Origin of the sequence: Pseudomonas sp. H11T01, assembly GCF_048515765.1 — a bacterium.
Taxonomy (GTDB): Bacteria; Pseudomonadota; Gammaproteobacteria; order Pseudomonadales; family Pseudomonadaceae; genus Aquipseudomonas.
In genome coordinates this window covers 1-24,318 of record NZ_JBLYED010000015.1, presented here as the reverse complement: position 1 = coordinate 24,318, position 24,318 = coordinate 1, and the positions used below count along the sequence as shown (strand labels likewise).

22 protein-coding genes and 1 pseudogene are annotated in these 24,318 nt (G+C 58.7%); 11 read left to right on the top strand and 12 right to left on the bottom strand.

The genetic code is table 11. The features are described 5' to 3' along the window. Positions 1-411: 411 nt before the first annotated feature. Positions 412-1,515, top strand: a complete 1,104-nt coding sequence (locus ACN1C3_RS20100; RefSeq protein ID WP_419117515.1) for a GlxA family transcriptional regulator — start codon at positions 412-414, stop codon at positions 1,513-1,515. Positions 1,516-1,666: 151 nt separating this feature from the next. Here the strand turns inward: ACN1C3_RS20100 and ACN1C3_RS20095 are convergent, their stop codons facing one another. The 6 genes from ACN1C3_RS20095 to choX form a co-directional block, all read right to left on the bottom strand. Continuing rightward, positions 1,667-1,930 carry a hypothetical protein gene (locus ACN1C3_RS20095; RefSeq protein ID WP_419117514.1) on the bottom strand — a complete coding sequence of 88 codons (264 nt, stop codon included), beginning with the start codon at positions 1,928-1,930 and terminating at the stop codon, positions 1,667-1,669. A gap of 391 nt (positions 1,931-2,321) precedes the next feature. Then, positions 2,322-3,485, bottom strand: a complete 1,164-nt coding sequence (locus ACN1C3_RS20090; RefSeq protein ID WP_419117513.1) for a gamma-butyrobetaine dioxygenase — start codon at positions 3,483-3,485, stop codon at positions 2,322-2,324. Positions 3,486-3,508: 23 nt separating this feature from the next. Beyond that, a complete protein-coding gene (locus ACN1C3_RS20085) occupies positions 3,509-3,985 on the bottom strand; it encodes a thioesterase family protein (RefSeq protein WP_419117512.1) in 477 nt (158 codons plus the stop codon). 180 nt (positions 3,986-4,165) lie between these two features. Beyond that, the gene (locus ACN1C3_RS20080; protein ID WP_419117511.1) at positions 4,166-5,131 is read right to left on the bottom strand and encodes an L-carnitine dehydrogenase; all 966 of its coding nucleotides are present in this window, start codon (positions 5,129-5,131) and stop codon (positions 4,166-4,168) included. A gap of 141 nt (positions 5,132-5,272) precedes the next feature. Continuing rightward, entirely contained in the window at positions 5,273-6,160 is an 888-nt protein-coding gene (locus tag ACN1C3_RS20075; RefSeq protein ID WP_419117510.1) for a 3-keto-5-aminohexanoate cleavage protein, read from the bottom strand. Between the two features lie 72 nt (positions 6,161-6,232). Next, positions 6,233-7,177: a choline ABC transporter substrate-binding protein gene (gene choX / locus ACN1C3_RS20070; RefSeq protein WP_419117509.1), complete on the bottom strand. Its 945-nt coding sequence runs from the start codon at positions 7,175-7,177 to the stop codon at positions 6,233-6,235. Positions 7,178-7,371: 194 nt separating this feature from the next. Here choX and ACN1C3_RS20065 point away from each other — a divergent pair, with 194 nt between their 5' ends. Together ACN1C3_RS20065 and ACN1C3_RS20060 are read left to right on the top strand one after the other, a co-directional pair. Beyond that, positions 7,372-8,331, top strand: coding sequence for a GlxA family transcriptional regulator (locus tag ACN1C3_RS20065; protein ID WP_419117508.1), 960 nt, complete (start codon positions 7,372-7,374; stop codon positions 8,329-8,331). Positions 8,332-8,399: 68 nt separating this feature from the next. Then, a complete protein-coding gene (locus ACN1C3_RS20060) occupies positions 8,400-9,581 on the top strand; it encodes a hypothetical protein (RefSeq protein WP_419117507.1) in 1,182 nt (393 codons plus the stop codon). 2 nt (positions 9,582-9,583) lie between these two features. Here ACN1C3_RS20060 and ACN1C3_RS20055 read toward each other — a convergent pair whose 3' ends face one another. Beyond that, a complete protein-coding gene (locus tag ACN1C3_RS20055) occupies positions 9,584-10,000 on the bottom strand; it encodes a DUF3010 family protein (protein WP_419117506.1) in 417 nt (138 codons plus the stop codon). A gap of 92 nt (positions 10,001-10,092) precedes the next feature. Beyond that, a complete protein-coding gene (locus tag ACN1C3_RS20050) occupies positions 10,093-10,494 on the bottom strand; it encodes a lysozyme inhibitor LprI family protein (protein ID WP_419117505.1) in 402 nt (133 codons plus the stop codon). A 221-nt stretch (positions 10,495-10,715) separates the two neighbouring features. Between ACN1C3_RS20050 and ACN1C3_RS20045 the strand changes: the two genes are divergently transcribed. From ACN1C3_RS20045 to ACN1C3_RS20015, 7 genes are all read left to right on the top strand, one after another. Then, the gene (locus tag ACN1C3_RS20045) at positions 10,716-11,693 is read left to right on the top strand and encodes a dipeptidase (RefSeq protein ID WP_419117504.1); all 978 of its coding nucleotides are present in this window, start codon (positions 10,716-10,718) and stop codon (positions 11,691-11,693) included. Positions 11,694-11,770: 77 nt separating this feature from the next. Continuing rightward, entirely contained in the window at positions 11,771-12,301 is a 531-nt protein-coding gene (locus tag ACN1C3_RS20040; RefSeq protein WP_150807153.1) for a DUF5943 domain-containing protein, read from the top strand. Positions 12,302-12,316: 15 nt separating this feature from the next. After that, entirely contained in the window at positions 12,317-14,377 is a 2,061-nt protein-coding gene (gene dgcA / locus ACN1C3_RS20035; RefSeq protein ID WP_419117503.1) for a dimethylglycine demethylation protein DgcA, read from the top strand. 152 nt (positions 14,378-14,529) lie between these two features. Continuing rightward, positions 14,530-16,494, top strand: a complete 1,965-nt coding sequence (gene dgcB / locus ACN1C3_RS20030) for a dimethylglycine demethylation protein DgcB (RefSeq protein ID WP_419117502.1) — start codon at positions 14,530-14,532, stop codon at positions 16,492-16,494. Continuing rightward, entirely contained in the window at positions 16,494-17,714 is a 1,221-nt protein-coding gene (locus ACN1C3_RS20025) for an electron transfer flavoprotein subunit alpha/FixB family protein (protein ID WP_419117501.1), read from the top strand. Before dgcB ends, ACN1C3_RS20025 begins: the two co-directional genes overlap by 1 nt. A 15-nt stretch (positions 17,715-17,729) precedes the next feature. Next, a complete protein-coding gene (locus ACN1C3_RS20020) occupies positions 17,730-18,500 on the top strand; it encodes an electron transfer flavoprotein subunit beta (RefSeq protein ID WP_419117500.1) in 771 nt (256 codons plus the stop codon). Between the two features lie 125 nt (positions 18,501-18,625). Continuing rightward, the gene (locus ACN1C3_RS20015) at positions 18,626-19,192 is read left to right on the top strand and encodes an N-acetyltransferase family protein (RefSeq protein ID WP_419117499.1); all 567 of its coding nucleotides are present in this window, start codon (positions 18,626-18,628) and stop codon (positions 19,190-19,192) included. A gap of 933 nt (positions 19,193-20,125) precedes the next feature. On the opposite strand, the gene gbcA is transcribed toward ACN1C3_RS20015, so the two are convergent. After that, a complete protein-coding gene (gbcA, locus tag ACN1C3_RS20010) occupies positions 20,126-21,421 on the bottom strand; it encodes a glycine-betaine demethylase subunit GbcA (protein WP_419117498.1) in 1,296 nt (431 codons plus the stop codon). Positions 21,422-21,709: 288 nt separating this feature from the next. Here gbcA and gbcB point away from each other — a divergent pair, with 288 nt between their 5' ends. Then, positions 21,710-22,810, top strand: coding sequence for a glycine-betaine demethylase subunit GbcB (gene gbcB / locus ACN1C3_RS20005; RefSeq protein WP_419117497.1), 1,101 nt, complete (start codon positions 21,710-21,712; stop codon positions 22,808-22,810). 77 nt (positions 22,811-22,887) lie between these two features. Here the strand turns inward: gbcB and ACN1C3_RS20000 are convergent, their stop codons facing one another. From ACN1C3_RS20000 to ACN1C3_RS19990, 3 genes and pseudogenes are all read right to left on the bottom strand, one after another. Further along, complete coding sequence (locus ACN1C3_RS20000; RefSeq protein ID WP_419117496.1) at positions 22,888-23,355, bottom strand: hypothetical protein; 468 nt, start codon at positions 23,353-23,355, stop codon at positions 22,888-22,890. Between the two features lie 65 nt (positions 23,356-23,420). Then, positions 23,421-23,807: a hypothetical protein gene (locus tag ACN1C3_RS19995; RefSeq protein ID WP_419117495.1), complete on the bottom strand. Its 387-nt coding sequence runs from the start codon at positions 23,805-23,807 to the stop codon at positions 23,421-23,423. Then, positions 23,804-24,318, bottom strand: a pseudogene (locus ACN1C3_RS19990) (hypothetical protein); the annotation flags it as partial. The pseudogene ACN1C3_RS19990 and the gene ACN1C3_RS19995, both read right to left, overlap by 4 nt.

Sequence of the window (24,318 nt, the reverse complement as noted above, 5' to 3'; positions counted from 1 at the left end):
CGTTAAGTGAACACTGATTCGAATAAGCGCCACCTTTTGGCGCGTCGTTTACAGATAAGAGAAACACCCTCAGGTCAGGGCTCGATTTTGGCCCTGACCGTTGGTCACCCGTGCTTGCGGTGACACTCTTTCCTACCGCTTATCGGCACTGTTCCCACAAGTGCTACCGATTTGCTCAAAGCCACCGGGCCAGGGCACCTGCACACCACTCATTCGCCATTAATCCTCATTCCACGCGCGGGCTGTATAGACGCATCGCGACGTCGTTTTCAGGAGTTATTGAATGCGCATTCAACTTTAGGCATGGCAATTGCTCTGTCATAACAAAGCCCGTCTCCCCCACGAGAACGATGGCCATAACAAGAGCCTCCGCCTGAGGCCATCACCCGCTTTGTGTGAGGAGATACCGCGATGACGTCGTTCAACTCTGGAGCTCAACCCCAGAACCGTGCGCCTCAATCCATCGGCTTTTTGCTGCTGGACAATTTCACGCTTATTTCTCTGGCCTCCGCAGTAGAACCCCTGCGCATGGCCAACCAATTGTCCGGTCGCGAGCTGTATCGCTGGACGACCCTCACCGCCGACGGCGGCCAGGTCTGGGCCAGCGATGGTCTGCAGATCACTCCTGACGCCTCGATGCACAAAGCGCCCGTGATGGACACTGTCATCGTTTGCGGCGGTGTTGGCATTCAACGCACTGTCACCCGTGAACACGTGTCGTGGCTGCAAAGCCAGGCGCGTCAGTCCCGTCGCCTCGGTGCGGTCTGCACCGGCAGCTGGGCTCTGGCTTGCGCTGGCCTGCTGGACGGCTTTGATTGCAGCGTGCACTGGGAATGCCTGGCGTCGATGCAGGAAGCTTTCCCGCGTGTCGCCATGAGCACTCGTTTGTTCACCCTCGATCGCAACCGTTTCACCAGCTCCGGCGGCACCGCGCCGCTGGACATGATGCTGCACCTGATCAGCCGCGACCACGGCCGTGAGCTGTCGGCAGCGATCTCCGAGATGTTCGTCTACGAGCGTATTCGTAACGAACAGGATCACCAGCGCGTGCCGCTCAAGCACATGCTCGGCACCAACCAGCCGAAGTTGCAGGAAATCGTCGCGCTGATGGAAGCCAACCTGGAAGAGCCGATCGACCTCGACGAACTGGCGGTGTACGTCACCGTATCGCGGCGTCAGCTGGAGCGTCTGTTCCAGAAATACCTGCACTGTTCGCCGTCGCGCTACTACCTGAAACTGCGCTTGATCCGTGCCCGGCAATTGCTCAAGCAAACGCCGATGTCGATCATCGAAGTGGCCTCGGTCTGTGGCTTCGTCTCCACACCACACTTCTCCAAGTGCTACCGCGAATACTTCGGCATTCCACCACGCGATGAGCGCGTCGGTTCCAACACTGCGCAACAGGTGGCGATGATGCCGATTCCGCAGGCGCTGGTACTGGCCCCGTTGTCTGGACCGCTGTCGGCGTTGAGCCAGGCAAGGAATGAGTCGACGTTTGCCAGTGTGAGGCTCTAAACCGAGTCGTGTTCATCGCGAGCAAGCGAACGTCGCCCGGCCCTTCCCACACTTGATCTGCGTCAACCCACGATGGTGTGATCAGCGCAGAACTAATGTGGGAGCGACGGTGCGACGGTGCGACGATTCGACTTGCTCGCGATGCGATTTATCAGGCGCTACGGCTTTGCTGGTATTGCGCCAATGCCGGCAGCAGTTGCTTGTCTATCGCCTGACGCACGGCGGGCAAAATCGTCGCGCTGCTGGTGTACATCTGCTTGACCATGGTTCTCAGGGTCGAGGCCCGCACATCGTTCAAACCGCGTACCGCGCACTCGCAGGCCTGCTCAGCAGTGGCGCCACTCGGGACTTCAAATCCAAGAGCCTTGAGCTGGCCCAGCAGGTCATCCTGGTCAATCAAATCTGCGTGCATCATGACGCTTATCCTTATTCAGGGAACGTGGTCGTGGCTCGATTCTGGTAGGCACTCGGGGGCGTCGGCAAGGGCGATTTGTCGTAATGGCCGCAATACCTATGAACAGGTCGTTTTCGGCTAACTCGCAGGGCAGATGACTGGGCACACTGAGCCTCAGCTGACGTGTCGAACGGTTTGGTCACCCTCCGCGCAAAGCTCCTCAGAAACACACCTCTGCCTCGATCTTGTCACGGCTTGATCGGGGCTTTTTTTTGTCTGGGGATTGGGTGGGAATCAGGTCGATGTGTGTTGTCTGGCTGGACGCAATCGCGAGCAAGCCCGCTCCCACAAGGACAGTGTATAACCTGTGGGAGCGGGCTTGCCCGCGAAGAAATTGATGCGGTGTAACTGACTAGCGCTGCAACACCAATATCCGCGACAACAATTCATCACGGTCGATGTAGCAGCCCTGGAAATGCCGGGCACCGGTGGCGGGGTCGAAGGCGTTGCGGGCGTGGAGGGTGCGGCGGTTATCGAAGCACCACATCTCGCCGGGGTTGAGCCGGGTCATCAGGCGGAAACGTGCTTCGCGGGTCATGGCGATAAAGCGCCGATAAGCGTGATACAGCTTCGGCATCTGCTCCGCTGACGCATCGAACGGCCCGCGCAGGAAATTGGCCATGCGGATCTCCGTGACCTGGCCGAGCGCATCCAGAGCGATGATCGGCGCCAGGCAACGATAATCGCTGTGGCGGTCCTTGTTGCGAAACTCCACGGGGATGTCGCACAAGCTGCGAAAGGCTTCTGGATCTTCCTGGCGCAGGGCTTCGGCGATGGCGAAACCATCGACAAAAATGCTCTCGCCACCGTCCGCTTCATTGACCAGACAATGCAGAAACTGCAGCCCCGGTTGCAGCTCGCGGGTCGGCAGGTCGCTGTGCAGTGGCAAGTTGAAAGCGGTGTAGGCGTTGCTGTCGGCATCAGCCTTGGATTGCACGTTGAACAGCACGCCGAAGTTGCTCTCGCGGATGAAGGAAATCCGCTTGGCGATCTGTGTTAGCGAGCCAGGCTCCGTGGGCACGCCGCGCACTTGGGTAAGGCCGATATCACGCAGTGCCAACAGCCATTGCAGCAGCGCCTTGTTATCGTCCATCACGGCCTGATACTCGAACACCGGCAGCTTCAGGTCACTGTTCCACAGCTGGCTTTTTGGCTTGCTGGCGCGACGTTCTGCACGGGATTCGTCGTCATAGGCGTGGGCCCGCAACCAGCCGGGATCGAAGCGGCTGCTATGGCCGTCCTGCCAATCGATGCACAGGCAACCGTCGGCATCAATGCGGGACGAGGAGGGTTTGAGATCTTCGGCGACGTCGACGATTTCCAGCACCTGTTCGCGGGTCACGCTGTAGACGCAGACCGGGCACGGGCAGTTGTCGCGCAACCATTGATGGTGAAACGGGCTCAGTCGGCCATCGGCCCACTGCACCTGAACACGGTCCGCCAAGGCGTGCACGGCGGTCAAAGCACTGATCAGCGGATAGCTGCGGAAGTCGGCAAAAGCGGCAGCGGTGTTCATGCGAGCTCCTTGTTTTTTATGGGTTATTTTTCCGGTGGCAGACCGATTACCCGGCCGATGTAGACGGGTTTTGGCAAGTCGACTTGCTGGGCAGTGATGGCCAGCAGTTTTTCCAGTACCGGCTCGCTGAACGGTGCAGAGCGCGGGCCGGCGAGATCGACGTGAAGCAGCATTTGCTCATTGCCCGCCAGTTCTTTTTCTCCGCCGACCAGGTGCAGGCTGTGATAGAGGTGCAGGCGTTTGCGGTCGTGGCCGATGAGCTGGGTGTGTACCTCAACCTCGGCACCGAGTTTCACTTCGTGCAGGTAATTGAGGTGCAGTTCGAGGGTGAATAGCGAATTGCCGCTGGCTTCGCGGTTGTTGCTGTCCATGCCCAATTGATCCATCAACGCGTCGGTAGCGTAGCTGAAGATCAATAGATAAAACGCATCGCGCAGATGGCCGTTGTAGTCGACCCAGTCGGGGATGATTTTGGTGGTGTAGGTGGTGAGGGTTGGCATGGTGTGGGTTCCGACATTGGTGGTGACTGGACTGACGCTATCGCGAGCAAGCTCGCTCCCACAGGGGGGCGGCTGGGTGACATCGAGAGTGTTCACACCACAATCAACTGTGGGAGCGAGCTTGCTCCGGGCGGCGTTCCGACGATGGGGCCAGACCTGCTGGCCCATAAGCCTGGGGGGTTATTCGCTGAAGGTCATCCCATGTTTCTCTTTGGTGGTTTTCACTGCCTCCAGCACTGCCAGCAGGCAGTCATCACGATAGCGCTCCAGGGCCGAAATGCTGTGTTTGCCGAGCTGATCGCTGGTGCCGTCGACCACGTCGTCGATCAGTTTGTCGGTCAACTCCGGTGCCGGCAGGTAAGTCCATGGCAGCTGCAATGCAGGGCCGAACTGGGCCATGAAGTGCCGCATACCGGCGTCGCCACCGGCCAGGGTGTAGGTCAAAAACGTGCCCATGAACGACCAGCGCAAACCGGCGCCAAAACGAATTGCATCATCGATTTCGCCGGTGGTTGCCACGCCATCGTTGACCAGGTGCAGCGCCTCACGCCACAGCGCTTCAAGCAGACGGTCGGCGATAAATCCTGGGACTTCCTTGCGCACATGCAGCGGGCGCATGCCGAGGGATTCGTAAACTTTCATCGCCGCTTGTACGGCTTCAGGCGCGGTGTTTTTACCGCCGACGACTTCCACCAACGGCAGCAGATAAACCGGGTTGAACGGGTGACCGACCACACAGCGTTCCGGGTGGGTCGAGCCCTCGTAGAACTCGCTCGGCAACAGACCTGAAGTGCTGGAGCCGATCAGTGCATTGGGCTTGGCCGCCGCGCTGATTTTGCTGTGCAGTTCAAGTTTTAGTTCCAGGCGTTCCGGAGCGCTTTCCTGGATGAAGTCGGCGTCTTTTACGCACTCTTCGATGGTCGCGACAAAGCGCAGGCGATCTTGCGAAGCGCCGGGTGCCAAACCTTGCTTTTCCAGTGCGCCCCAGGCGTTGGCGACACGTTTGCGCAGGGCCGCTTCGGCACCGGGCGCCGGGTCCCAGGCCACTACGTCCAGGCCGTGGGCGAGGGCGCGGGACACCCAACCGCTGCCGATGACACCGCTGCCCAGCGCGGCGAAGGTTTTGATTTCGCTGATAAAGCTCATGGTGACTTCCTAAAGAGTTCGGTGATCCAGTGTGGGAGCGGGCTTGCCCGCGAAGGCGGTATTCCGGTCACAGAACATATGGCGGATGTACCGGCCTCTTCGCGAGCAAGCCCGCTCCCACAGGTGAGGTTTAAGTCCGGGTTAACCGCGCTTGGTCAGGCCCATCTTCGCCCGGCCTTCGGCTGGGGTCAGAACACGGGCGCCGAGGCGGCTGAGGATTTCCGAAGCGCGTTCAACCAGCTGGCCGTTAGTCGCCAGCACACCTTTGTCCAGCCAGAGGTTGTCTTCCAGGCCGACTCGCACGTTGCCGCCGAGCAATACCGCTTGAGCAGCCATCGGCATTTGCATGCGACCGATGCCGAACCCGGCCCAGACCGCATTGGCCGGCAGGTTGTCGACCATGGCTTTCATGGTGGTGGTGTCGGCCGGTGCGCCCCATGGGATGCCCAGGCACAGCTGAAACAGCGGGTCGTCCAGCAAACCTTCCTTGATCATCTGTTTGGCGAACCACAGGTGACCGGTGTCGAAAATTTCCAGCTCTGCCTTCACGCCCAGCTCTTGAATGCGTTTGGCGCCAGCGCGCAGTTGCGCCGGGGTGGAGACGTAAATAGTGTCGCCGTCGCCGAAATTCAGGGTGCCGCAATCGAGGGTGCAGATTTCCGGCAGCAGTTCTTCAACGTGGGCCAGACGAGTCAGCGGGCCGACCAGATCGGTGTTCGGGCCGAACTCCATCGGGTTTTCACCGGCACCGATTTCCAGGTCGCCACCCATGCCGGCGGTGAGGTTGACGATGATGTCAACGTCCGCCTCGCGAATGCGCTCCATCACTTCGCGGTACAGCGCCACATCGCGGCTGAACTTGCCGGTTTCAGGATCACGAACGTGGCAGTGCACCACGGTGGCCCCGGCCTTCGCCGCTTCCACCGCCGCAGCGGCGATTTGTTTGGGGGTGACCGGCACGTGTGGGCTTCTGCTGGTCGTGTCGCCAGCACCGGTGAGTGCGCAGGTGATGATGACGTCGTGGTTCATGAGGCGGTTTCCTTCAGGCGTTGTGGGTCACTGCGCAGCCGTTTGGCGCTGCGCAGATTGATTTCGTTAGGGTTATTTACTGGTCAGTTGCAGGTTTTCAGCGGCGGGCTTGCCGTCGAAGGTGGTCACACCTTCCAGCCAGCGTTGTTTGTCTTGCGGGTGATCCTTGAGCCATTGCGTGGCTGATTCGAACGCGTCTTTGTGATCGAGCAGCGGCTGCATCATCCGGCTCTCGTCGGCGGCGGTGAAGGTCAGGTTACTGAGCAAGCGGCTGACGTTCGGGCATTGGTCCGCGTAGTTCGGCGCGGTAACGGTCCAGACTGTGGCCATGCCTTCATCCGGGCCGAGGGCGTTTTCGCTGCCGGTGAGGTAGGTCATCTTCTGATTGACGTTCATTGGGTGTGGCGCCCAGCCGAAGAACACGATGGCTTCGTTGCGCTTCACTGCACGGGTTACCGCCGAAAGCATCCCGGCTTCACTGGATTCGACCAGCTGGAACTTGCCCAGGCCAAACTGGTTCTTGGCGATCATCTCTTTGATTTGGGTGTTGGCGCCCGAACCTGGCTCGATGCCGTAGATCTTGCCGCCCAGCTCTTTTTCAAACTTGGCGATGTCGGCGAAGGTTTTCAGGCCCTTGTCGGCAAGGTAAGTCGGTACCGCCAGGGTCGCACGTGCATCTTTCAGGCTTGGCGCGGCCAGGACTTTGACTTGATTGCCATCGACGAATGGGGTGATGGTCTGGGTCATCAGCGGGTTCCAGTAGCCCAGGAACATGTCCAGGCGCTGGTCACGGATGCCGGCGAAGATGATTTGCTGGGAGGCGCTGGTTTGTTTGGTCTTGTAGCCGAGGCCGTCGAGCAGGACTTGAGTCATGGCGCTGGTGGCGATCACGTCGGTCCAGTTCACTACGCCCATGCGCACGTTCTGGCACGCGGCGGCGTCGGCCGCCATGGCGCCGGAGCTCAAGAAAGCGGTACCGCTGAGTGCAAGAACACAGCTGCTGATCAGTCGTTTCATGGTGGGTTCCTCGGCAGGTCGTTATTGTGGGTTCCGGTGTCTATGTGCGCCGGTGATGCCAAGTTACGCACCTCGGACACCCCAAAAACGCACAGCGGCGACCAGTCCTTGCACAGCAGCGACCTGTGCTCTTGAATGGCGTCTTGAACTGGCGTATCACGGTTCCCACGCTACCCGTCCTCCGAGTGCGCTCCATGTCCCAGGATTTTTATTTCTTGCTCATGCCGGGTTTCTCGGCCATCGGCTTTATCTCGGCCATCGAGCCGTTGCGTGTGGCCAACCGCTTCCGTGGCGAGCTGTACCGCTGGCATGTGCTGAGTGCTGACGGAGGCGCGGTGCTGGCGAGCAATGGCATGTCGGTCAACGCCGATGCGGCCCTTGAACCGCTGAAGAAGGGGGCGACTTTATGGGTGGTTGCTGGTTTCGAACCGCTGAAATTCGCAACCCCCGCGCTGGATCATTGGCTGCGTCGTCTCGATCACGAAGGCGTGACCCTCGGCGGGATCGACACCGGCAGTGTGCTGTTGGCCGAAGCCGGGCTGCTCGAAGGCCATCGGGTCACCCTGCACTGGGAAGCCATCGATGCCTTCAAGGAGTCTTATCCACAGCTGGAAGTCACCCAGGAGCTCTTCGAAATCGACCGCCGACGCATCACCTCGGCTGGCGGCACTGCGTCCATCGACATGATGCTCGACCTCATCGCCCAGGCCCACGGCCCGGAACTGGCGATCCAGGTGTCCGAACAATTCGTACTCGGCCGCATCCGCCCACGCAAAGACCACCAACGCATGGAAGTCGCCACCCGCTACGGCATCAGCAACAAGAAGCTGGTGCACGTGATTGGCGAAATGGAACACCACAGCGAACCGCCCCTGAGCACCCTGGAACTGGCCGAATCGATCAAGGTGACGCGTCGTCAGCTGGAGCGGTTGTTCCGCCTGCACCTCAACGACACCCCGAGCAACTTCTATCTGGGTTTGCGCCTGGAGAAGGCCCGGCAACTGTTGCGCCAGACTGACATGAGTGTGCTGGAAGTGAGTATTGCTTGTGGGTTCGAGTCGCCGTCGTATTTCACCCGTAGTTATCGGGCAAGGTTTGCGCGGTGCCCGCGGGAGGATCGGCGCAGACTGGCGGATGGACGAGAGGTGGTTTGACTGTCATTTATACTCAATTATACTAGAGACTATAAATTATAGTATTTTCAATAATTGAGTATAAAACCATGTCGAAAAGCACCGGTTTTGTGTTCCGTCGCCCAAGCCTGGCTCTCAATATTGCCGATGGGCTGGTTGGTTCCGGAATTCAGGATTACACCTCAGGCCTGTTTCTGGCCGCGCCGCGCCGCACAGGTAAAAGTACCTTCCTGCGCGAAGACTTTATTCCTGAATGCGAAAATCGAGGCTGGCTAGCGGTCTACGTCGACCTCTGGGCCAATAAAGAAAAAGACCCCGCAGATCTGATCGCTGCGGCCATCGCCGGGGCGTTGGTGACCTACGAGAAAGGCATTCGCAAACTGGCCAAGTCCATGGGTATCGAGAAACTCAGCTTCCTGCGCACGCTGTCTTGGGACTTCAGCAAACCTCAGTTGCCGGAAGGCGCAACATTGACTCAAGCCCTGGAGCTTCTACATAACGCGGCCGGCAAGACGGTGGTTCTGGTCATTGACGAAGCACAGCATGCGTTGACAACCGAAGCAGGGGTCAATGCCATGTTCGGTCTCAAGGCCGCTCGGGACCAGCTCAATCAGGGTCGCGAAGGCGACTCCAGCGGCCTGCGTCTGGTATTCACCGGTTCCAATCGCGACAAACTCGCCCATCTGGTACTCAGTCGAAACCAGCCGTTCTATGGGTCGAGCATTACGCCGTTCCCGCTATTGGGTAAAGAATTCACCAAAGCTTATACCGTCCATCTGAATGCTCACTTGGCGCAGACCAACCAGTTCGCCGCCGAAGACATTGATGAAGCCTTTGAATTGGTAGGACGTCGGCCGGAAATGCTGCGAAGCATCATCGGTGAGGTTGCTCTGGAGCTGGGCGAAGCAAGCAATCTGAGTGAGTTACTGCGCAATAGCGCTGAACTGCTGCGTGCCGGCGTCTGGACCGAATTCGAAAGCGCCTGGAACGCCCTGACCATACCTCAGCGGGCGGTGCTGAACGTCATGGTCGATCGCTCGCAGAGCAATGAACCCTTTGCTCCCTTTACCGACGCGACCGTGTTGGCGGTGGGCAAAACCCTGGAGGCGATGGGCAGTGATGTGGTACCTGGTACCCAGACGATTCAGGCCTGCATTGATGCCCTTCGTGAGAAGGAACTGGTCTGGAAGTCGAATCGCGGGGCCTATGCGCTTGAGGACAAATCGTTTGCCGATTGGCTCAAGCACTATCACGGGCAGAAGGGCAACTAGGTTTACTTCTTCATCAACGCCGAGCACGCAGCCTTGAACGCCTCATGCTGATATTTGTTCAGCGTTGCTGGCAGTGCAAAGTCGAACTTCTTGTTCTGCGCATTGATGGTCTGGGGCGAGAGCAGGATCACTTCGCAGTTTTCCAGTAGCTGGAATACACCTTCGATCTTGAACGTAGTCGGGCCGCCGGCGAATTCGCCTTTTTTGCTGCGTTTCTTGATGGCAATCCGCTCGATGCCGTTGTCGCGGACAAACGCGGCCACTTGCGTGGCGAAGGCTTTGACGTTGGCGGCTTCATCGTCGTCTTCGAGGGCGATTTTTTTGGTGGCGATGGCAAGGTGGCTCAGCACCTGATTGTCGAGGGAGGCAACGGCAATGATCGCTTCGCTGCCTTTGATTTCGATGCCGCAGATTTTCATTTGAATCCTTTGAGTTTCGTTCGATTGTGCGTTGTTCGCTCTATTGCGAAGACAATTGCCAGGCTGTCGAAGATTCTCGGTCAAGCCAAACCTCACTCCTGCCCAACCGTCTCCAAAAACTCCGACCGTTCGTCGCTCATCCGCGCCACACAGTCGTTTTGCGCAATGGTGTAAGCCTTGCTACCCACCGTGGCAGGGAAGGCCTCGACCGCGCAATCGGCATCGCGCAGTTTCAGCCACTGTTGCTGGGCGGTTTTGAGTTTGGTGGTGATGTCGTTGAGCTGGGTTTTGTTGTTGGCGTAGAGCGCCTGCATGCGCTCGACCAGGCTTTTGTAGTTGTCGTTGAGCAACTGTTCGGCGGTGGTTTTGCTGTAGGCCGAGCATTCCACCGTCTGTTGGTCGTTTTCCACCGCATCGCACGGCGTGCTCTCGGTTTCTTCCGCCGCCTGTACGCCGGTCGCTATCAGTGCCAAAGCCAGGAAGATCGATTTCATTAAGTCGCCCTACAATTCAGTGATGTGGCGAATTCTGGCCCAAGCGCCGACTAAAGAACAGACGGGCAAATGGCCCTTGGTGAGACCCTTTGTCGCGGATTGACGCTTTCGGCAATTCCCCTGTCGTTTTTGCACCCGGCTGCCCCAGCCCTCAGGCATATGCTGACCCCAAAGCGCCGGCAGACGATTCGGCGCATGAATCGCTAATAGGGGACAGCCTGATGAGCCCAGCCGAATTGCACGCCGACAGCATCGTTATCGACGGGCTGATCATTGCCAAGTGGAACCGTGAGCTGTTTGAAGACATGCGCAAGGGCGGTCTGACCGCGGCCAACTGCACCGTGTCGGTGTGGGAGGGCTTCCAGGCCACCATTAATAACATTGCCGCCAGTCAGAAACTGATTCGCGAGAACAGCGACCTGGTGATCCCGGTGAAAACCACCGCCGACATCCGTCGCGCCAAGGAACAGGGCAAGACCGGGATCATCTTCGGCTTCCAGAACGCCCATGCGTTTGAAGACCAGCTCGGCTACGTCGAGATCTTCAAGCAGCTCGGGGTTGGTGTGGTACAGATGTGCTACAACACCCAGAACCTCGTTGGCACCGGTTGCTACGAGCGTGATGGCGGCTTGTCGGGCTTCGGCCGTGAAATTGTCGCCGAGATGAACCGTGTCGGCATCATGTGCGACCTGTCCCACGTGGGTTCGAAAACCTCCGAAGAAGTGATTCTCGAATCCAAGAAGCCAGTCTGCTATTCCCACTGCCTGCCGTCGGGTCTCAAAGAGCACCCGCGCAACAAGTCTGACGCAGAGCTGAAGTTCATTGCCGACCACGGCGGTTTCGTCGGTGTGACCATGTTCGCACCGTTCCTGGCCAAGGGCATCGATTCGACCATCGACGACTACGCCGAAGCCATCGAATACACCATGAACATCGTCGGTGAAGACGCGATCGGTATCGGTACCGACTTCACCCAGGGCCATGGTCAGGATTTCTTTGAAATGCTGACCCACGACAAGGGCTACGCCCGTCGTCTGACCAGTTTCGGCAAGATCATCAACCCGCTGGGCATCCGCACCGTGGGCGAGTTCCCGAACCTCACCGAGACCCTGCTCAAGCGCGGTCACCCTGAGCATGTGGTGCGCAAGATCATGGGCGAAAACTGGGTCAACGTCCTCAAGGATGTCTGGGGCGAATAAGCCCTCCACACCAAATCCATTTCCCTCTGCCGTCTGTGCAGAGGGCAACAAAACGAATTTTCTGGAGTTAAGTTTCCATGGCTAAGATCGCCCCGCAATTGCCTATCGAAGTCGACAGCGAAACCGGTGTCTGGACCTCAGACGCCCTGCCGATGCTGTACGTGCCGCGTCATTTCTTCGTAAATAACCACATGGGCATCGAAGAAGTGCTGGGCGCCGACGCTTACGCCGAAATTCTCTACAAGGCCGGCTACAAATCTGCCTGGCACTGGTGCGAGAAAGAAGCGGAATGCCACGGCCTGGAAGGCGTCGCGGTGTTCGAGCACTACATGAAGCGCCTGTCGCAACGCGGCTGGGGTCTGTTCAAGATCCAGGACATCGACCTGGAAAAAGGCACCGCCAGCGTCAAGCTCGAGCACTCGGCATTTGTCTACGTGTACGGCAAGGTTGGCCGCAAGGTCGACTACATGTTCACAGGCTGGTTCGCCGGCGCCATGGACCAGATTCTTCAGGCCCGTGGCAGCTCGATCCGTACCGTTGCAGAACAGGTTTACGGTGGCTCCGAAGAAGGCCACGACGACGGCTTGTTCACCGTCAAGCCGTTGTAAGTCGAGGAACCCGCCATGGCTTTCGAAGCAATGTTTCAACCGATTCAAATCGGCAAACTGACTATCCGCAACCGCGTGCTCAGCACTGCGCATGCCGAGGTCTACGCCACCGACGGCGGCATGACCACTGATCGGTACATCAAGTATTACGAAGAGAAAGCCAAGGGCGGGATCGGCCTGGCGATTTGCGGCGGTTCTTCCAGCGTGGCCATCGACAGCCCGCAAGGCTGGTGGAAATCGGTCAACCTGGCCGACGACCGGATCATTCCGCACTTCCAGAATCTGGCCGACGCCATGCACAAGCATGGCGCCAAGATCATGATTCAGATTACCCACATGGGCCGTCGTTCGCGCTGGGATGGCGAGCATTGGCCGACCCTGCTGTCGCCGTCGGGTATCCGTGAACCGGTGCACCGCGCGACCTGCAAAACCATTGAGCCGGAAGAAATCTGGCGGGTGATTGGCAACTACGCCACCGCTGCCGGGCGGGCCAAGGCCGGCGGTCTGGACGGCATTGAGTTGTCCGCTGTGCACCAGCACATGATCGACCAGTTCTGGAGCCCGCGAGTCAACAAACGTACCGACGAATGGGGCGGTAGCTTCGAGAACCGCATGCGTTTCGGTCTGGAAGTGCTCAAGGCTGTGCGCAAGGAAGTCGGTCCGGACTTCTGCGTCGGCATCCGTCTGTGCGGCGACGAGTTCCATCCTGATGGCCTGAGCCATGAGGACATGAAGCAGATCGCCAAGTACTACGACGACACCGGCATGCTCGACTTTATCGGTGTGGTCGGTTCGGGGTGTGACACTCACAACACCCTGGCCAACGTTATCCCCAACATGAGTTATCCACCGGAGCCGTTCCTGCACTTGGCGGCCGGTATCAAAGAAGTGGTCAAGGCCCCGGTGCTGCACGCGCAGAACATCAAGGACCCGAACCAGGCCACGCGGATTCTGGAAGGCGGCTACGTCGACATGGTCGGCATGACCCGTGCCCACATTGCGGACCCGCACTTTATCGCCAAGATCAAGATGGGTCAGGTCGACCAGATCAGACAATGTGTCGGTGCCAACTATTGCATCGACCGTCAGTACCAGGGCCTGGATGTGCTGTGCATCCAGAACGCCGCGACCTCCCGTGAATACATGGGTGTGCCGCACATCATCGAGAAATCGACCGGTGTGAAACGCAAGGTGGTGGTGGTCGGTGCCGGTCCTGCCGGGATGGAAGCCGCTCGCGTCTCGGCCGAACGTGGCCACGACGTGACCCTGTTCGAAAAGAAAGAATTCATCGGTGGGCAAATCACCACCGCGTCGAAAGCCCCGCAGCGGGACCAGATTGCCGGCATCACCCGCTGGTTCCAGCTTGAGCTAGCGAGGCTGAAAGTCGACCTGCGCTTGGGCGTGGCAGCAGATGCGGCGACCATTCTCGACCTGCGTCCGGATGTGGTGGTGCTCGCCGTTGGCGGCCATCCGTTCCTGGAGCAGAACGAGCATTGGGGCGCGGCCGAAGGCCTGGTAGTCAGCAGCTGGGACGTGTTGGACGGCAAAGTTGCGCCGGGCAAGAACGTGCTGGTCTACGACACCATTTGTGAGTTCACCGGGATGTCGGTTGCCGACTTCCTTGCCGACAAAGGCAGCCAGGTCGAGATCGTCACCGACGACATCAAACCGGGCGTGGCCATCGGCGGTACGTCGTTCCCGACTTACTACCGCAGCATGTACCCCAAAGAAGTGATCATGACCGGCGACATGATGCTCGAGAAGGTCTACCGCGAGGGCGACAAGCTGATCGCAGTGCTGGAAAACGAGTACACCGGCGCCAAAGAGGAGCGGGTGGTCGACCAGGTGGTGGTGGAAAACGGCGTGCGTCCTGACGAAGAAATCTACTACGCGCTGAAGGAAGGTTCGCGCAACAAGGGCCAGATGGACATCGACGCCCTGTTCGCGATCAAGCCCCAGCCTTCGTTGAGCCAGGCGGGTGACGGCTACTTGCTGTTCCGCATCGGCGACTGCGTGGCCCAGCGCAATACGCACGCTGCTATCTATGACGCGCTGCGGTTGTGCAAGGATTTCTAAGAGCTTGTGGATAACCCTGTGGGAGCGGGCTTGCCCGCGAAGAGGCCATCGAAGCCGCTAAAAGCTTCGCGGGCAAGCCCGCTCCCACAGGAATCGAGCAAGGCATCCAGGTAGTTAGGCCTGCAAGACCCCGAGGTCTTTGGGAGCTCCACATGTTAAACACCCTTCTTCCCATCCTGTTGTTCGCTGCCCTGGGCCTGGCTGTCCTGGGCGCGTTGCGGCGGGTGGCTATGTGGCGCCAGGGCCGAGCTTCCAAGGTCGACCTGATCGGCGGCCTGTTTGCCATGCCCAAGCGCTACATGGTCGATCTGCACCATGTCGTGGCGCGGGACAAATACATTGCCAACACCCACGTCGCCACGGCTGGCGGCTTTGTGCTGGCTGCCGTGCTGGCGATTCTGGTCCACGGTTTTGGCCTGCATAACCGTATCCTCGGTTACGCCTTGCTGTTCGCCTCGGTACTGATGTTCGTCGGCGCGATCTTCGTTGCCCTGCGTCGGCGCAACCCGCCGGCACGGCTGTCGAAAGGCCCGTGGATGCGCCTGCCAAAAAGCCTGATGGCGTTTTCCATCAGCTTCTTCCTGGCGACGTTGCCAGTGGCCGGCATTCTCCCTGCGGACTTCGGTGGCTGGCTGCTGGCCGCCGTGCTCGGTCTGGGCGTGCTGTGGGGCGTGTCGGAAATGTTCCTGGGCATGACCTGGGGCGGGCCGATGAAGCACGCCTTCGCCGGTGCGCTGCACTTGGCCTGGCACCGCCGTGCCGAGCGTTTCGGTGGCGGTCGCTCCACCGGTTTGAAGCCGCTGGATCTCAACGATCCGAACGCGCCGCTCGGTGTGGAAAAACCCAAGGATTTCACCTGGAACCAACTGCTTGGCTTCGACGCCTGCGTGCAGTGCGGTAAATGCGAAGCCGCGTGCCCGGCCTTTGCCGCCGGCCAGCCGTTGAACCCGAAAAAACTGATTCAGGACATGGTGGTCGGCCTGGCTGGTGGCACCGACGCCAAATTCGCCGGCAGCCCCTATCCATCCCTTGACGGCAGTGGAAAACCGATCGGCGAACACGGCGGCAATCCGCATCAGCCGATCGTCAACGGTCTGGTGGACGCTGAAACTTTGTGGTCCTGCACCACGTGCCGCGCTTGCGTCGAGGAGTGCCCGATGATGATCGAGCACGTCGACGCCATCGTCGACATGCGTCGTCACCTGACCCTGGAAAAAGGCGCCACCCCGAACAAGGGCGCTGAAGTCCTGGAAAACCTGATCGCCACCGACAACCCTGGCGGTTTCGCCCCGGGCGGCCGGATGAACTGGGCGGCGGACCTGAACCTCAATCTGCTCAGCGACAAGAAAACCACCGACGTGCTGTTCTGGGTCGGCGACGGCGCGTTCGATATGCGCAACCAGCGCACCTTGCGCGCCTTCGTCAAAGTGCTGAAAGCGGCCAAGGTCGACTTCGCAGTGCTGGGTCTTGAAGAGCGCGACAGCGGCGACGTGGCCCGCCGTCTGGGCGATGAAGCAACCTTCCAGCTGTTGGCCAAACGCAATATCCAGACCCTGGCCAAATACAGCTTCAACCGCATCGTCACCTGCGACCCCCACAGTTTCCATGTACTGAAAAACGAATACGGCGCCTTTGACGGCAACTACGTGGTGCAGCACCACAGCACCTACATGGCAGAAATCATTGATGCTGGCGCGCTCAACCTCGGCCAGCACAAAGGCACCAGCGTGACCTATCACGATCCTTGCTACCTCGGCCGCTATAACGGCGAGTACGAGGCGCCGCGCGAAGTGCTGCGGGCGTTGGGGATCGAGATCAAGGAAATGCAACGCTCCGGTTTCCGCTCACGCTGCTGTGGCGGTGGCGGCGGTGCGCCGATCACCGACATTCCTGGCAAGCAACGGATCCCTGACATGCGCATGGAAGACATCCGCGAAACCGGCGCCGAGCTGGTGGCCGTGGGTTGTCCACAGTGCACCGCGATGCTTGAGGGCGTGGTTGAGCCACGGCCGCTGATCAAGGACATTGCCGAACTGGTGGCTGATGCGCTGCTCGAAGACGCGGCGCCAGGCAAGCCGTCAAAGCCGGCGAAACGTGAACCTGCGGAGGCCCACTGATGAGCGACATTATCCGCCGCGACCCTCGCGCTGAATGGATCGCCCGCAACCGTCTGCACCCGTTGCACGCGGCCATGCAGCCGGTGCAACACAGCTGGATGGGGCCTAACGGCATCATTCGCAAGAATCCTCACGGCATGGGTTTCATCGGTCCTAACGGGATCAAACGTATCGACCGCAGCGGCGCCCAACAGGGTGGCGCGGCCAAGCGTTCGGCTGCGGTGGAAGTGCAATTGCCGCTGCATCACGTAGCGCAACCGGCGTTCTACATCAGCGTCGTACCGGACATGGTCGGCGGCCGTTTGAGCAGCCACGACCGCGATCTGCTGGGTCTGGCCCATCAGCTGGCCGGCAACGACGGTGCGGTGCTGGCCGTGGTCTTCGGCGAACACAAAGAAAATGCTTTCGCCACGGCTGGCGTCGACCGCTTGCTGGTGCTCGAGGGCAGTGAGTTCAGCGGTTATGCACCGGAACAACGGGTCCAGGGCCTGCGGGCTGTGGATAACCAGTTCAACCCACGGCACTGGCTGTTGCCAGACAGCCGCAGCGGTGGTGGCGAGCTGGGTCGACGCTTCGCTGCGGCTCTGGGCGAACGCCCGGCTACGCGGGTTTGGCAGGTCAAGGGCGAGGAGTGCATCGGCCGCGCCGGTGCGGGTCTGCAGGACCTTGCACGGCCAGTAGCGCGCTTGATTCTGGCGGCTGCCGAATGCGCTGAACCGGTCAGCGAAACCCGTCACGAAGCCTTGCCGGTGGAGTTATCCACAGCGGTTGTTCGCAGTTTGTCGCGCATCGAAGACCTCGGTGCGGTGGCGGTCGATCCGGCGGCCATTCCCATGGCCGAAGCCGAATTCATTTTCTCCGGCGGCAACGGGGTCAAGGACTGGCCGCTGTTCCACAAGACGGCTGCAGCGCTCGGGGCTACCGAAGGTGCTTCACGGGTGGCGGTGGACGATGGCTTCATGGCCCGCGACCGTCAGGTCGGTGCCAGTGGTACCTGGGTCACGGCGCGGGTCTATGTGGCGGTGGGGATTTCCGGGGCGATCCAGCACCTGCAAGGCATTGGTGCCTGCGACAAGGTGGTGGCGATCAACCTCGATCCGGGTTGCGACATGATCAAACGCGCCGACCTGTCGGTGATCGGCGAAAGCGCGGCGATTCTTCAAGCCTTGATCGCGGCGGTAGAGGCTTACCGCAACGAAGCCAAGCGCGATGCGGCTTAAGGGAAGGATAGGGTTATGAGTACGAATGTGATCAGCCTGGTGTCCATCGGTGCCCACCCGACTTCAGGGCGCCCTCGGCGTGCTGAACAGGACGCTCGGGCGGTCGAAATGGGCTTGCAACTGGCTGGGGATAACCTGCAAGTACTGCATGCCGGTGACGTCGCCGAACCTGCCTTGCGGGCGTATCTGGGCATGGGGCTGGAGCAATTGCATGTGCTGGAGCAACCGCTCGGCGCCGATGCGCTGCCGGCACTGACCGACTACCTGCGTGATGCCGGCGCCCAAGTCGTCCTGACCGGCAGCCAGGCGGAAACCGGCGAGGGCTCGGGCATGCTGCCGTTCCTGCTGGCCGAGAGTCTGGGTTGGCCGCTGGTGGTGGGCCTGGCTCAGGTTGAGTCCATCACAGGCGGGGTGGCGTTGGTGCTGCAAGCCTTGCCTCGTGGTCAACGTCGGCGTCTGAAAGTGAAGCTGCCGTTTCTTGCGACTGTGGATAACGCCGCACCGAAACCTCGGCAAAGCGCTTTTGGCCCGGCTCGGCGTGGGGTGTTGCAGGCCGATGAAGTTGAAGTCGTCGACGATGAACTGCTTGCAGTTGCCACGCTGCAACCGGCCAAGCCGCGTCCAAAACGCTTGAAGGTGATCAAGGCCAAGAGCGGCGCTGATCGCATGAAAGCCGCGACCGCCAAGGCCAGCGGCGGCGGTGGGCAGGTGCTCAAGGGCGTGAGTGCCCAAGAGGGCGCCGAGGCGATTCTCAAGTTGCTGATCGAAGAAGGTGTGGTTCGCTGATCTTCACACCGTGATCGTTCCCACGCTCAGCGTGGGAATGCCGCCTGGGACGCTTCGCGTCCCTCTTTGCCTGTCTGAAACGCAGAGCGTAAAGCACGCTCGCTATCATCCCGTCGGAGAAAATAATGACCGTTGAATTTCGTTCGGCCCTGCGCACGGATGCGCGGGAGATTGCTCGCTTGTTTCAGATTTCATCAGAAGGTGCCGCGGATTACATCTGGAGCCAACTGGCGCAACCCGGCCAAGACTTGCTGGACGTCGGTGCCAGTCGCTACGCACGTGAAGACGTCGATTTCTCCTATCAAAACTGTGTGATCGCGCAGGCGCAGGGACGCGTCATCGGCATGCTGCACTGCTACGTGATGCGCCACGATCCACAGGCTGCACCCGTCACCGATCCGGTCCTGGCGCCGTATGCCACGATGGAAATCCCCGACACCCTCTATATTTCGAGCCTGGCGCTGCATGAAGGCTGGCGCAATCAGGGCTTGGGCCAACAATTTCTTGCCTACGCTTACGATCGCGCCAACCAGCTGGGGCTCAATGGCTTGAGCTTGATCGACTATGCTGCGAACGTCGGTGCCCGTCGGTTTTATGAGCGGCATGGCTTTCGTATTGTCGATACCTGCCAAATCACGCCGCATCCGATGATTCGGGTCACGGGTGAGGCCTATTTGATGTATCGGCCGTAAGGCATGAGCCCAACGTAAATCCCAAGGACAGGGCTTTGTGAATTTACCCACAATCCCTGTTAACGCTTCTGTGGATAAGATGTTTGCGCCTCGCTGCACGCCATACAAATCAACGCTTACAGCCATCTGTACAAAAAACACCCAGCCTAACTCCTCGTTTTTCAACGCTTTTTTCTGTGGATAAGGAAATCCGCAAACCCTCTCCCGGTGAATACTTGCCCCCAAAGTCTGTTGGCGGTTCTGTGGATAAGATGTTTGCTATCCGCTGTAGGCCATGTAAAACGCTGCTTTCAGAGATTTGATCATAAAACGATCAATTGCCCTTTTTTGCAGGCTAAACACCACTGAAACCCCACTATTTCGAGGCTTTTAGCGGTTTTCCACAAGCAAGAGCGGTTTATCCCAAGTTGCCCCCAAAGTCTGTTGGCGCTTCTGTGGATAAGGTGTTTGCCTTCCGCTACACGCCATATAAAACGTGCTCTGTAGGGTTCTGATCAAAAAACAACCAGCGCCTGCATAAAACCCTGCTTCTGGATAAGTCACGGTTTTTCTTGAGTTTGTGCGAAGAAAATAGTGGGTGAATCCCGACTTGCCCACATTAACTGTGGGTGGCTATGTGGATAACTTGTTGGAGAAGCGCCAGGACCCTTGCTGCGCATAGGCTCTGTGGCTATAGATCATATTTCGTACAGTTCTAAGGCCCATAGGTGCGAGCAGGGGGTGTGAATAACCTGAGCGGGTGGTTGAGCGGATATTTGAGGGTGCGGTTGTTGGGGGGGATGAGGTGGTGAGGTGGGCGTTGATCGTTGATTGATCGTTCCCACGCTCTGCGTGGGAATGCAGCCCGTGACGCTCCGCGTCACAATCTGGAGCGGACGCAGAGCGTCCAGTGAGGCATTCCCACGCGGGAGCGTGGGAACGATCATCGCGACGTTAGCTATGTGCTGGAACGCCCTTGAGGTAGGCCGCAGGTTCGGCCCCAAGGTTGTTCAGCAGACGTTCGCTGTACCAGTCCACGAAGTTGACCACGCCAAACTCATAGGTCTTCGAGTACGGACCTGGCTGATAGGCGGTGGAGTTGATCCCGCGCTGGTTCTCTTCTGCCAGACGGCGGTCCTGGTCGTTGGTTGCATCCCAGACCTGACGCATGCGCTCGACGTCGTAATCCACGCCTTCGACCGCGTCCTTGTGCACGATCCATTTGGTGGTGACCATGGTTTCCTGGGCACTGATCGGCCACACGGTAAAGACGATGATGTGATCGCCCATGCAGTGGTTCCACGAGTGCGGCAGGTGCAGGATGCGCATCGAGCCCAGGTCCGGGTTCTGGATCCGGCCCATGAGTTTTTTGCAGCCTTGCTTGCCATCGATAGTCATCGACACGGCGCCTTTGAGCAGCGGCATGCGCACGATGCGGTTACGCAGGCCGAAGCTGGCGTGAGCGTAAGGAATCTTCTCGGCTTCCCAGGCGGCGGCGGAGGAGGCCACGTGGTCCTTGAACGCCTGATCGGCGCGTGGGTCGGTGACGTCGTCCCATTCAAGCAAGGTTTTCAGCAGTTCCGGGTGCGAGGCGTTGCAGTGATAGCACTCGCGGTTGTTTTCCAGCACCAGCTTCCAGTTGGCTTTTTCGAACAAGGTGGTCTGAATCGCCACCTTGGTGTTTTCCATGTCGTACGGTTCCATGTAATGGTTCAGCGTCGACAGGAAATCATCAATGGCCGGTGGATTCTCCGCCAGGCTGATAAAGATGTAACCGCCGGCAGTCTTCACATTCACCGGTTTGAGGCCGTACTGCTTCATGTCGAAATCAGCACCCATTTCGGTACCGGCGAACAGCAGGCGACCATCCAGCTCGTAAGTCCACTGGTGATAGTGGCAAACCAGCTTGGCGACCTTGCCTTTCTCGCTGGTGCACAGCCGCGAACCGCGGTGGCGGCAAACGTTGTGGAACGCATGGACCTGACCTTCAGCGCCACGAATGACGATGATCGGGTTCTTGCCGATCTGCAGGGTCAGGAAGTTGCCCTTGGCCGGGATTTCGCAGGTCATGCCGGCGATCAACCACTCTTTCTGGAAGATCTCCTGCATATCGATATCGAACAGTCGCTCATCAGAGTAAAACGGCTGCGGCAAAGAAAAAGTCCGCTCGCGGGTTTGCAGCATCTCTGCGGTGGCCTTGCGAGCGGGTTCCAGCGGATCGCCCAAGCTCAGGGTTGCGGTGACGTCCATCGTTTAAGTCCTCATGGCCATTCTGTGTGGCCGGCGAAAGTGGCTAATCAGGTCGGGTGCTACGCAAGGCTAATAAAATAGCTGTTATCTGTTGAAGCGAGTGTGCGGTCGTGCGCATCCGGAACCTTATCTATGGGCGACATGGCCCAATCTGTTCCCGACGCGCAACCCCCGGTGGTTGGGGGCTGGTCGCGATAAGTATGTGAATGTCGTAGATAGGTAAGTGGTCGCACTGCACCTTACGCAGAATTGACAACATGAGGCCGACAGTCGGCCGTGGAGACTCGCATGTCCAACAGCTTCCTGAACCCGGTAACAACCCAGACCTGGGCCAATGGTCGGCACATCGTCCGTTGCGTCAAAGTCATCCAGGAAACCTGGGATGTGCGCACCTTCTGTTTTATGGCCGATCAGCCCATTCTGTTCTTTTTCAAGCCTGGGCAGTTCGTCACCCTGGAGCTGGAAATCGACGGCGTGCCGATCATGCGCTCCTATACCATTTCCAGCTCGCCTTCGGTGCCGTACAGCTTTTCGGTCACCATTAAACGCGTGCCGGGTGGCAAGGTGTCCAACTGGCTGCACGACACCTTGCATGAAGGCCAGGAACTGGCGGTACACGGCCCGGTCGGGCTGTTCAACGCCATGGACTTCACCGCGCCGAAAGTGCTCTACCTCAGCGGCGGCGTCGGGATCACCCCGGTGATGTCCATGGCCCGCTGGTTCTACGACACCAACGGCAATGTCGACATGGTGTTTATCCACAGCGCCCGCTCGCCCAAAGACATCATTTATCACCGCGAGCTGGAACACATGGCATCGCGGATCGAAAACTTCAGCCTGCACCTGATCTGCGAGAAACATGGGATGGGTGAGCCCTGGGCCGGTTATCGCGGTTACCTGAACCACAAAATGCTTGAGTTGATGGCGCCGGACTTCATGGAGCGCGAAGTCTTCTGCTGCGGCCCGACGCCGTACATGAACGCGGTCAAGCGCCTGCTGGAAGCCAGCGGCTTCGACATGTCGCGTTACCACGAAGAATCCTTCGGCGCGACCCCACCGGAAGCGCGCGCCGACGCCGTGGAACACGCCGAACAAGCGGCCGACGCCCCGCAAATCGACGTCGCCGACCTGCACCAGGTGGAATTCACCGCCTCCGGCAAAAGCATTCGCGTCGCACCGGGCGAAACCGTCCACGCCGCCGCCGCCAAGCTTGGCCTGCTGATCCCGAAAGCCTGCGGCATGGGTATTTGCGGCACCTGCAAAGTGATGAAGCTGGGCGGGGAAGTCGACATGGAGCACAACGGCGGGATTACCGAAGAAGACGAGGCCGAGGGATACATCCTCTCGTGCTGCAGCGTGCCGAAGGGTGATGTGCGGATTGAGTTTTGATGAGCCGCATTAACGCATAGGTAATGAGGTCGTTCTTAGAAATTTAAAGAACGACCTCTATAAGCATGGCTCAATATTCAGGTAATTTTGTGGCCGAAAAAGATAGAGAACCAATGTAAAAGCCAGCCTATGCAGAAGCTGTATATTATTGTTTTTTTGTACGGTTTTGAGTTGAAGCGCTTGTTGTAATTGGCGGTAACTATAGCTGTTGCAAATAATCCTGTTGCGAGCAGAAGCAGGACCATTACGGGGATTGCTACTTCCAGCTTAGTGAACTCGTACCAGAGAGCTCGGCCGCGCTGGGGGTAGGGGAATACGATATGTTGGCGATAAACTGAGCGGGCGGATATCGCGATGAGGGCCAAGGCTGCAGTGCTGAATATTAGAACTAATATTGTTTGTGGCTTGAGTGGTAATGTATCTCGAGTGGCGCGTTGGTGAGATTTTTGCCGACACGAAAGGCAGTTTCCATATTTGAGGTTGGATGTTTTAGTATTGTTGGGTGTGTGGCAGCTATTACATATTTTTGTTTGTGACTTCGTCATTTAACCATTTCCTTCGCGACGACTTGTCAGTCGTGCCTGATCGCTATACGAGATCTAGTTTTTGTTTAGATAAGGCCTAGCTTGGTTACTGCTGCCAACCCAAACATTACGAATAGGAATCCCCAAGTGGCTCGCTGCAAAATTGTGAGTTTGCGTTTTAAGTGAGCAGGAAAACTCTTCAGATCTTCCGCACTAGCACCCCCATCGCGGAGGTAGATGCGAGGCGTAGTTACCACACCCATTATTCCGCCCAGTAAAAACAATCTTCCCCAAGGGCCTCCGTTTTTAAAAGGAGCTCGAATCATCACCGCAGGACAGTTTTTTAAGTGACTCAACATTAAGTCCATCTTGGTGTAGGCAAGATGTAGTGCGACGCCAAGTACAATAAACAGCCCACCAAGATCGATTAAGCCGATACAAAGGAATATTTTGTCAGAGGTGGCGAGACTCACTTGGCAACCTCGTAAATCCTTTCACCTATCGCCTTGCCCAGTTCTCCACCACCATCTCCTGCTGCATAAGAACCTAATCCGACGACCACGAGGCCACATGCAAGTGCACCTAATCCGGCAGTTGGCGCTCCTAAAGCGACGCATATAGTGCCAGCAGTAGAGCCACTTAAAATCAAACCAGCTGTAGCACCACCAGCGATTCCACCAACAAAGCTCCCGGCTTCGGTGAATTTCACCTTTTCACAGGTTTCTGCATTACCTTCTGCGCAAACGCCTTGAACCTTAAGAGCTGAAGCTCCGCCACCGACGGCCGTGCCGATCCAGCCACCGTATTTGACGTACTGTGCAGCTTTTGTGACGCCTTCAATGTGGGTGGCATAGCCGGGAATCTGGCCCGCCGCACCGGCCTTTCTCCAGCGATGCACCAAGTTCGGGGTGGCGATTCCAAGCGCGGTTTTCAGGTTTGGATGATCGGGGAAGCCAATGCCTTTTTTTGTCAGTGCGGTGAGTT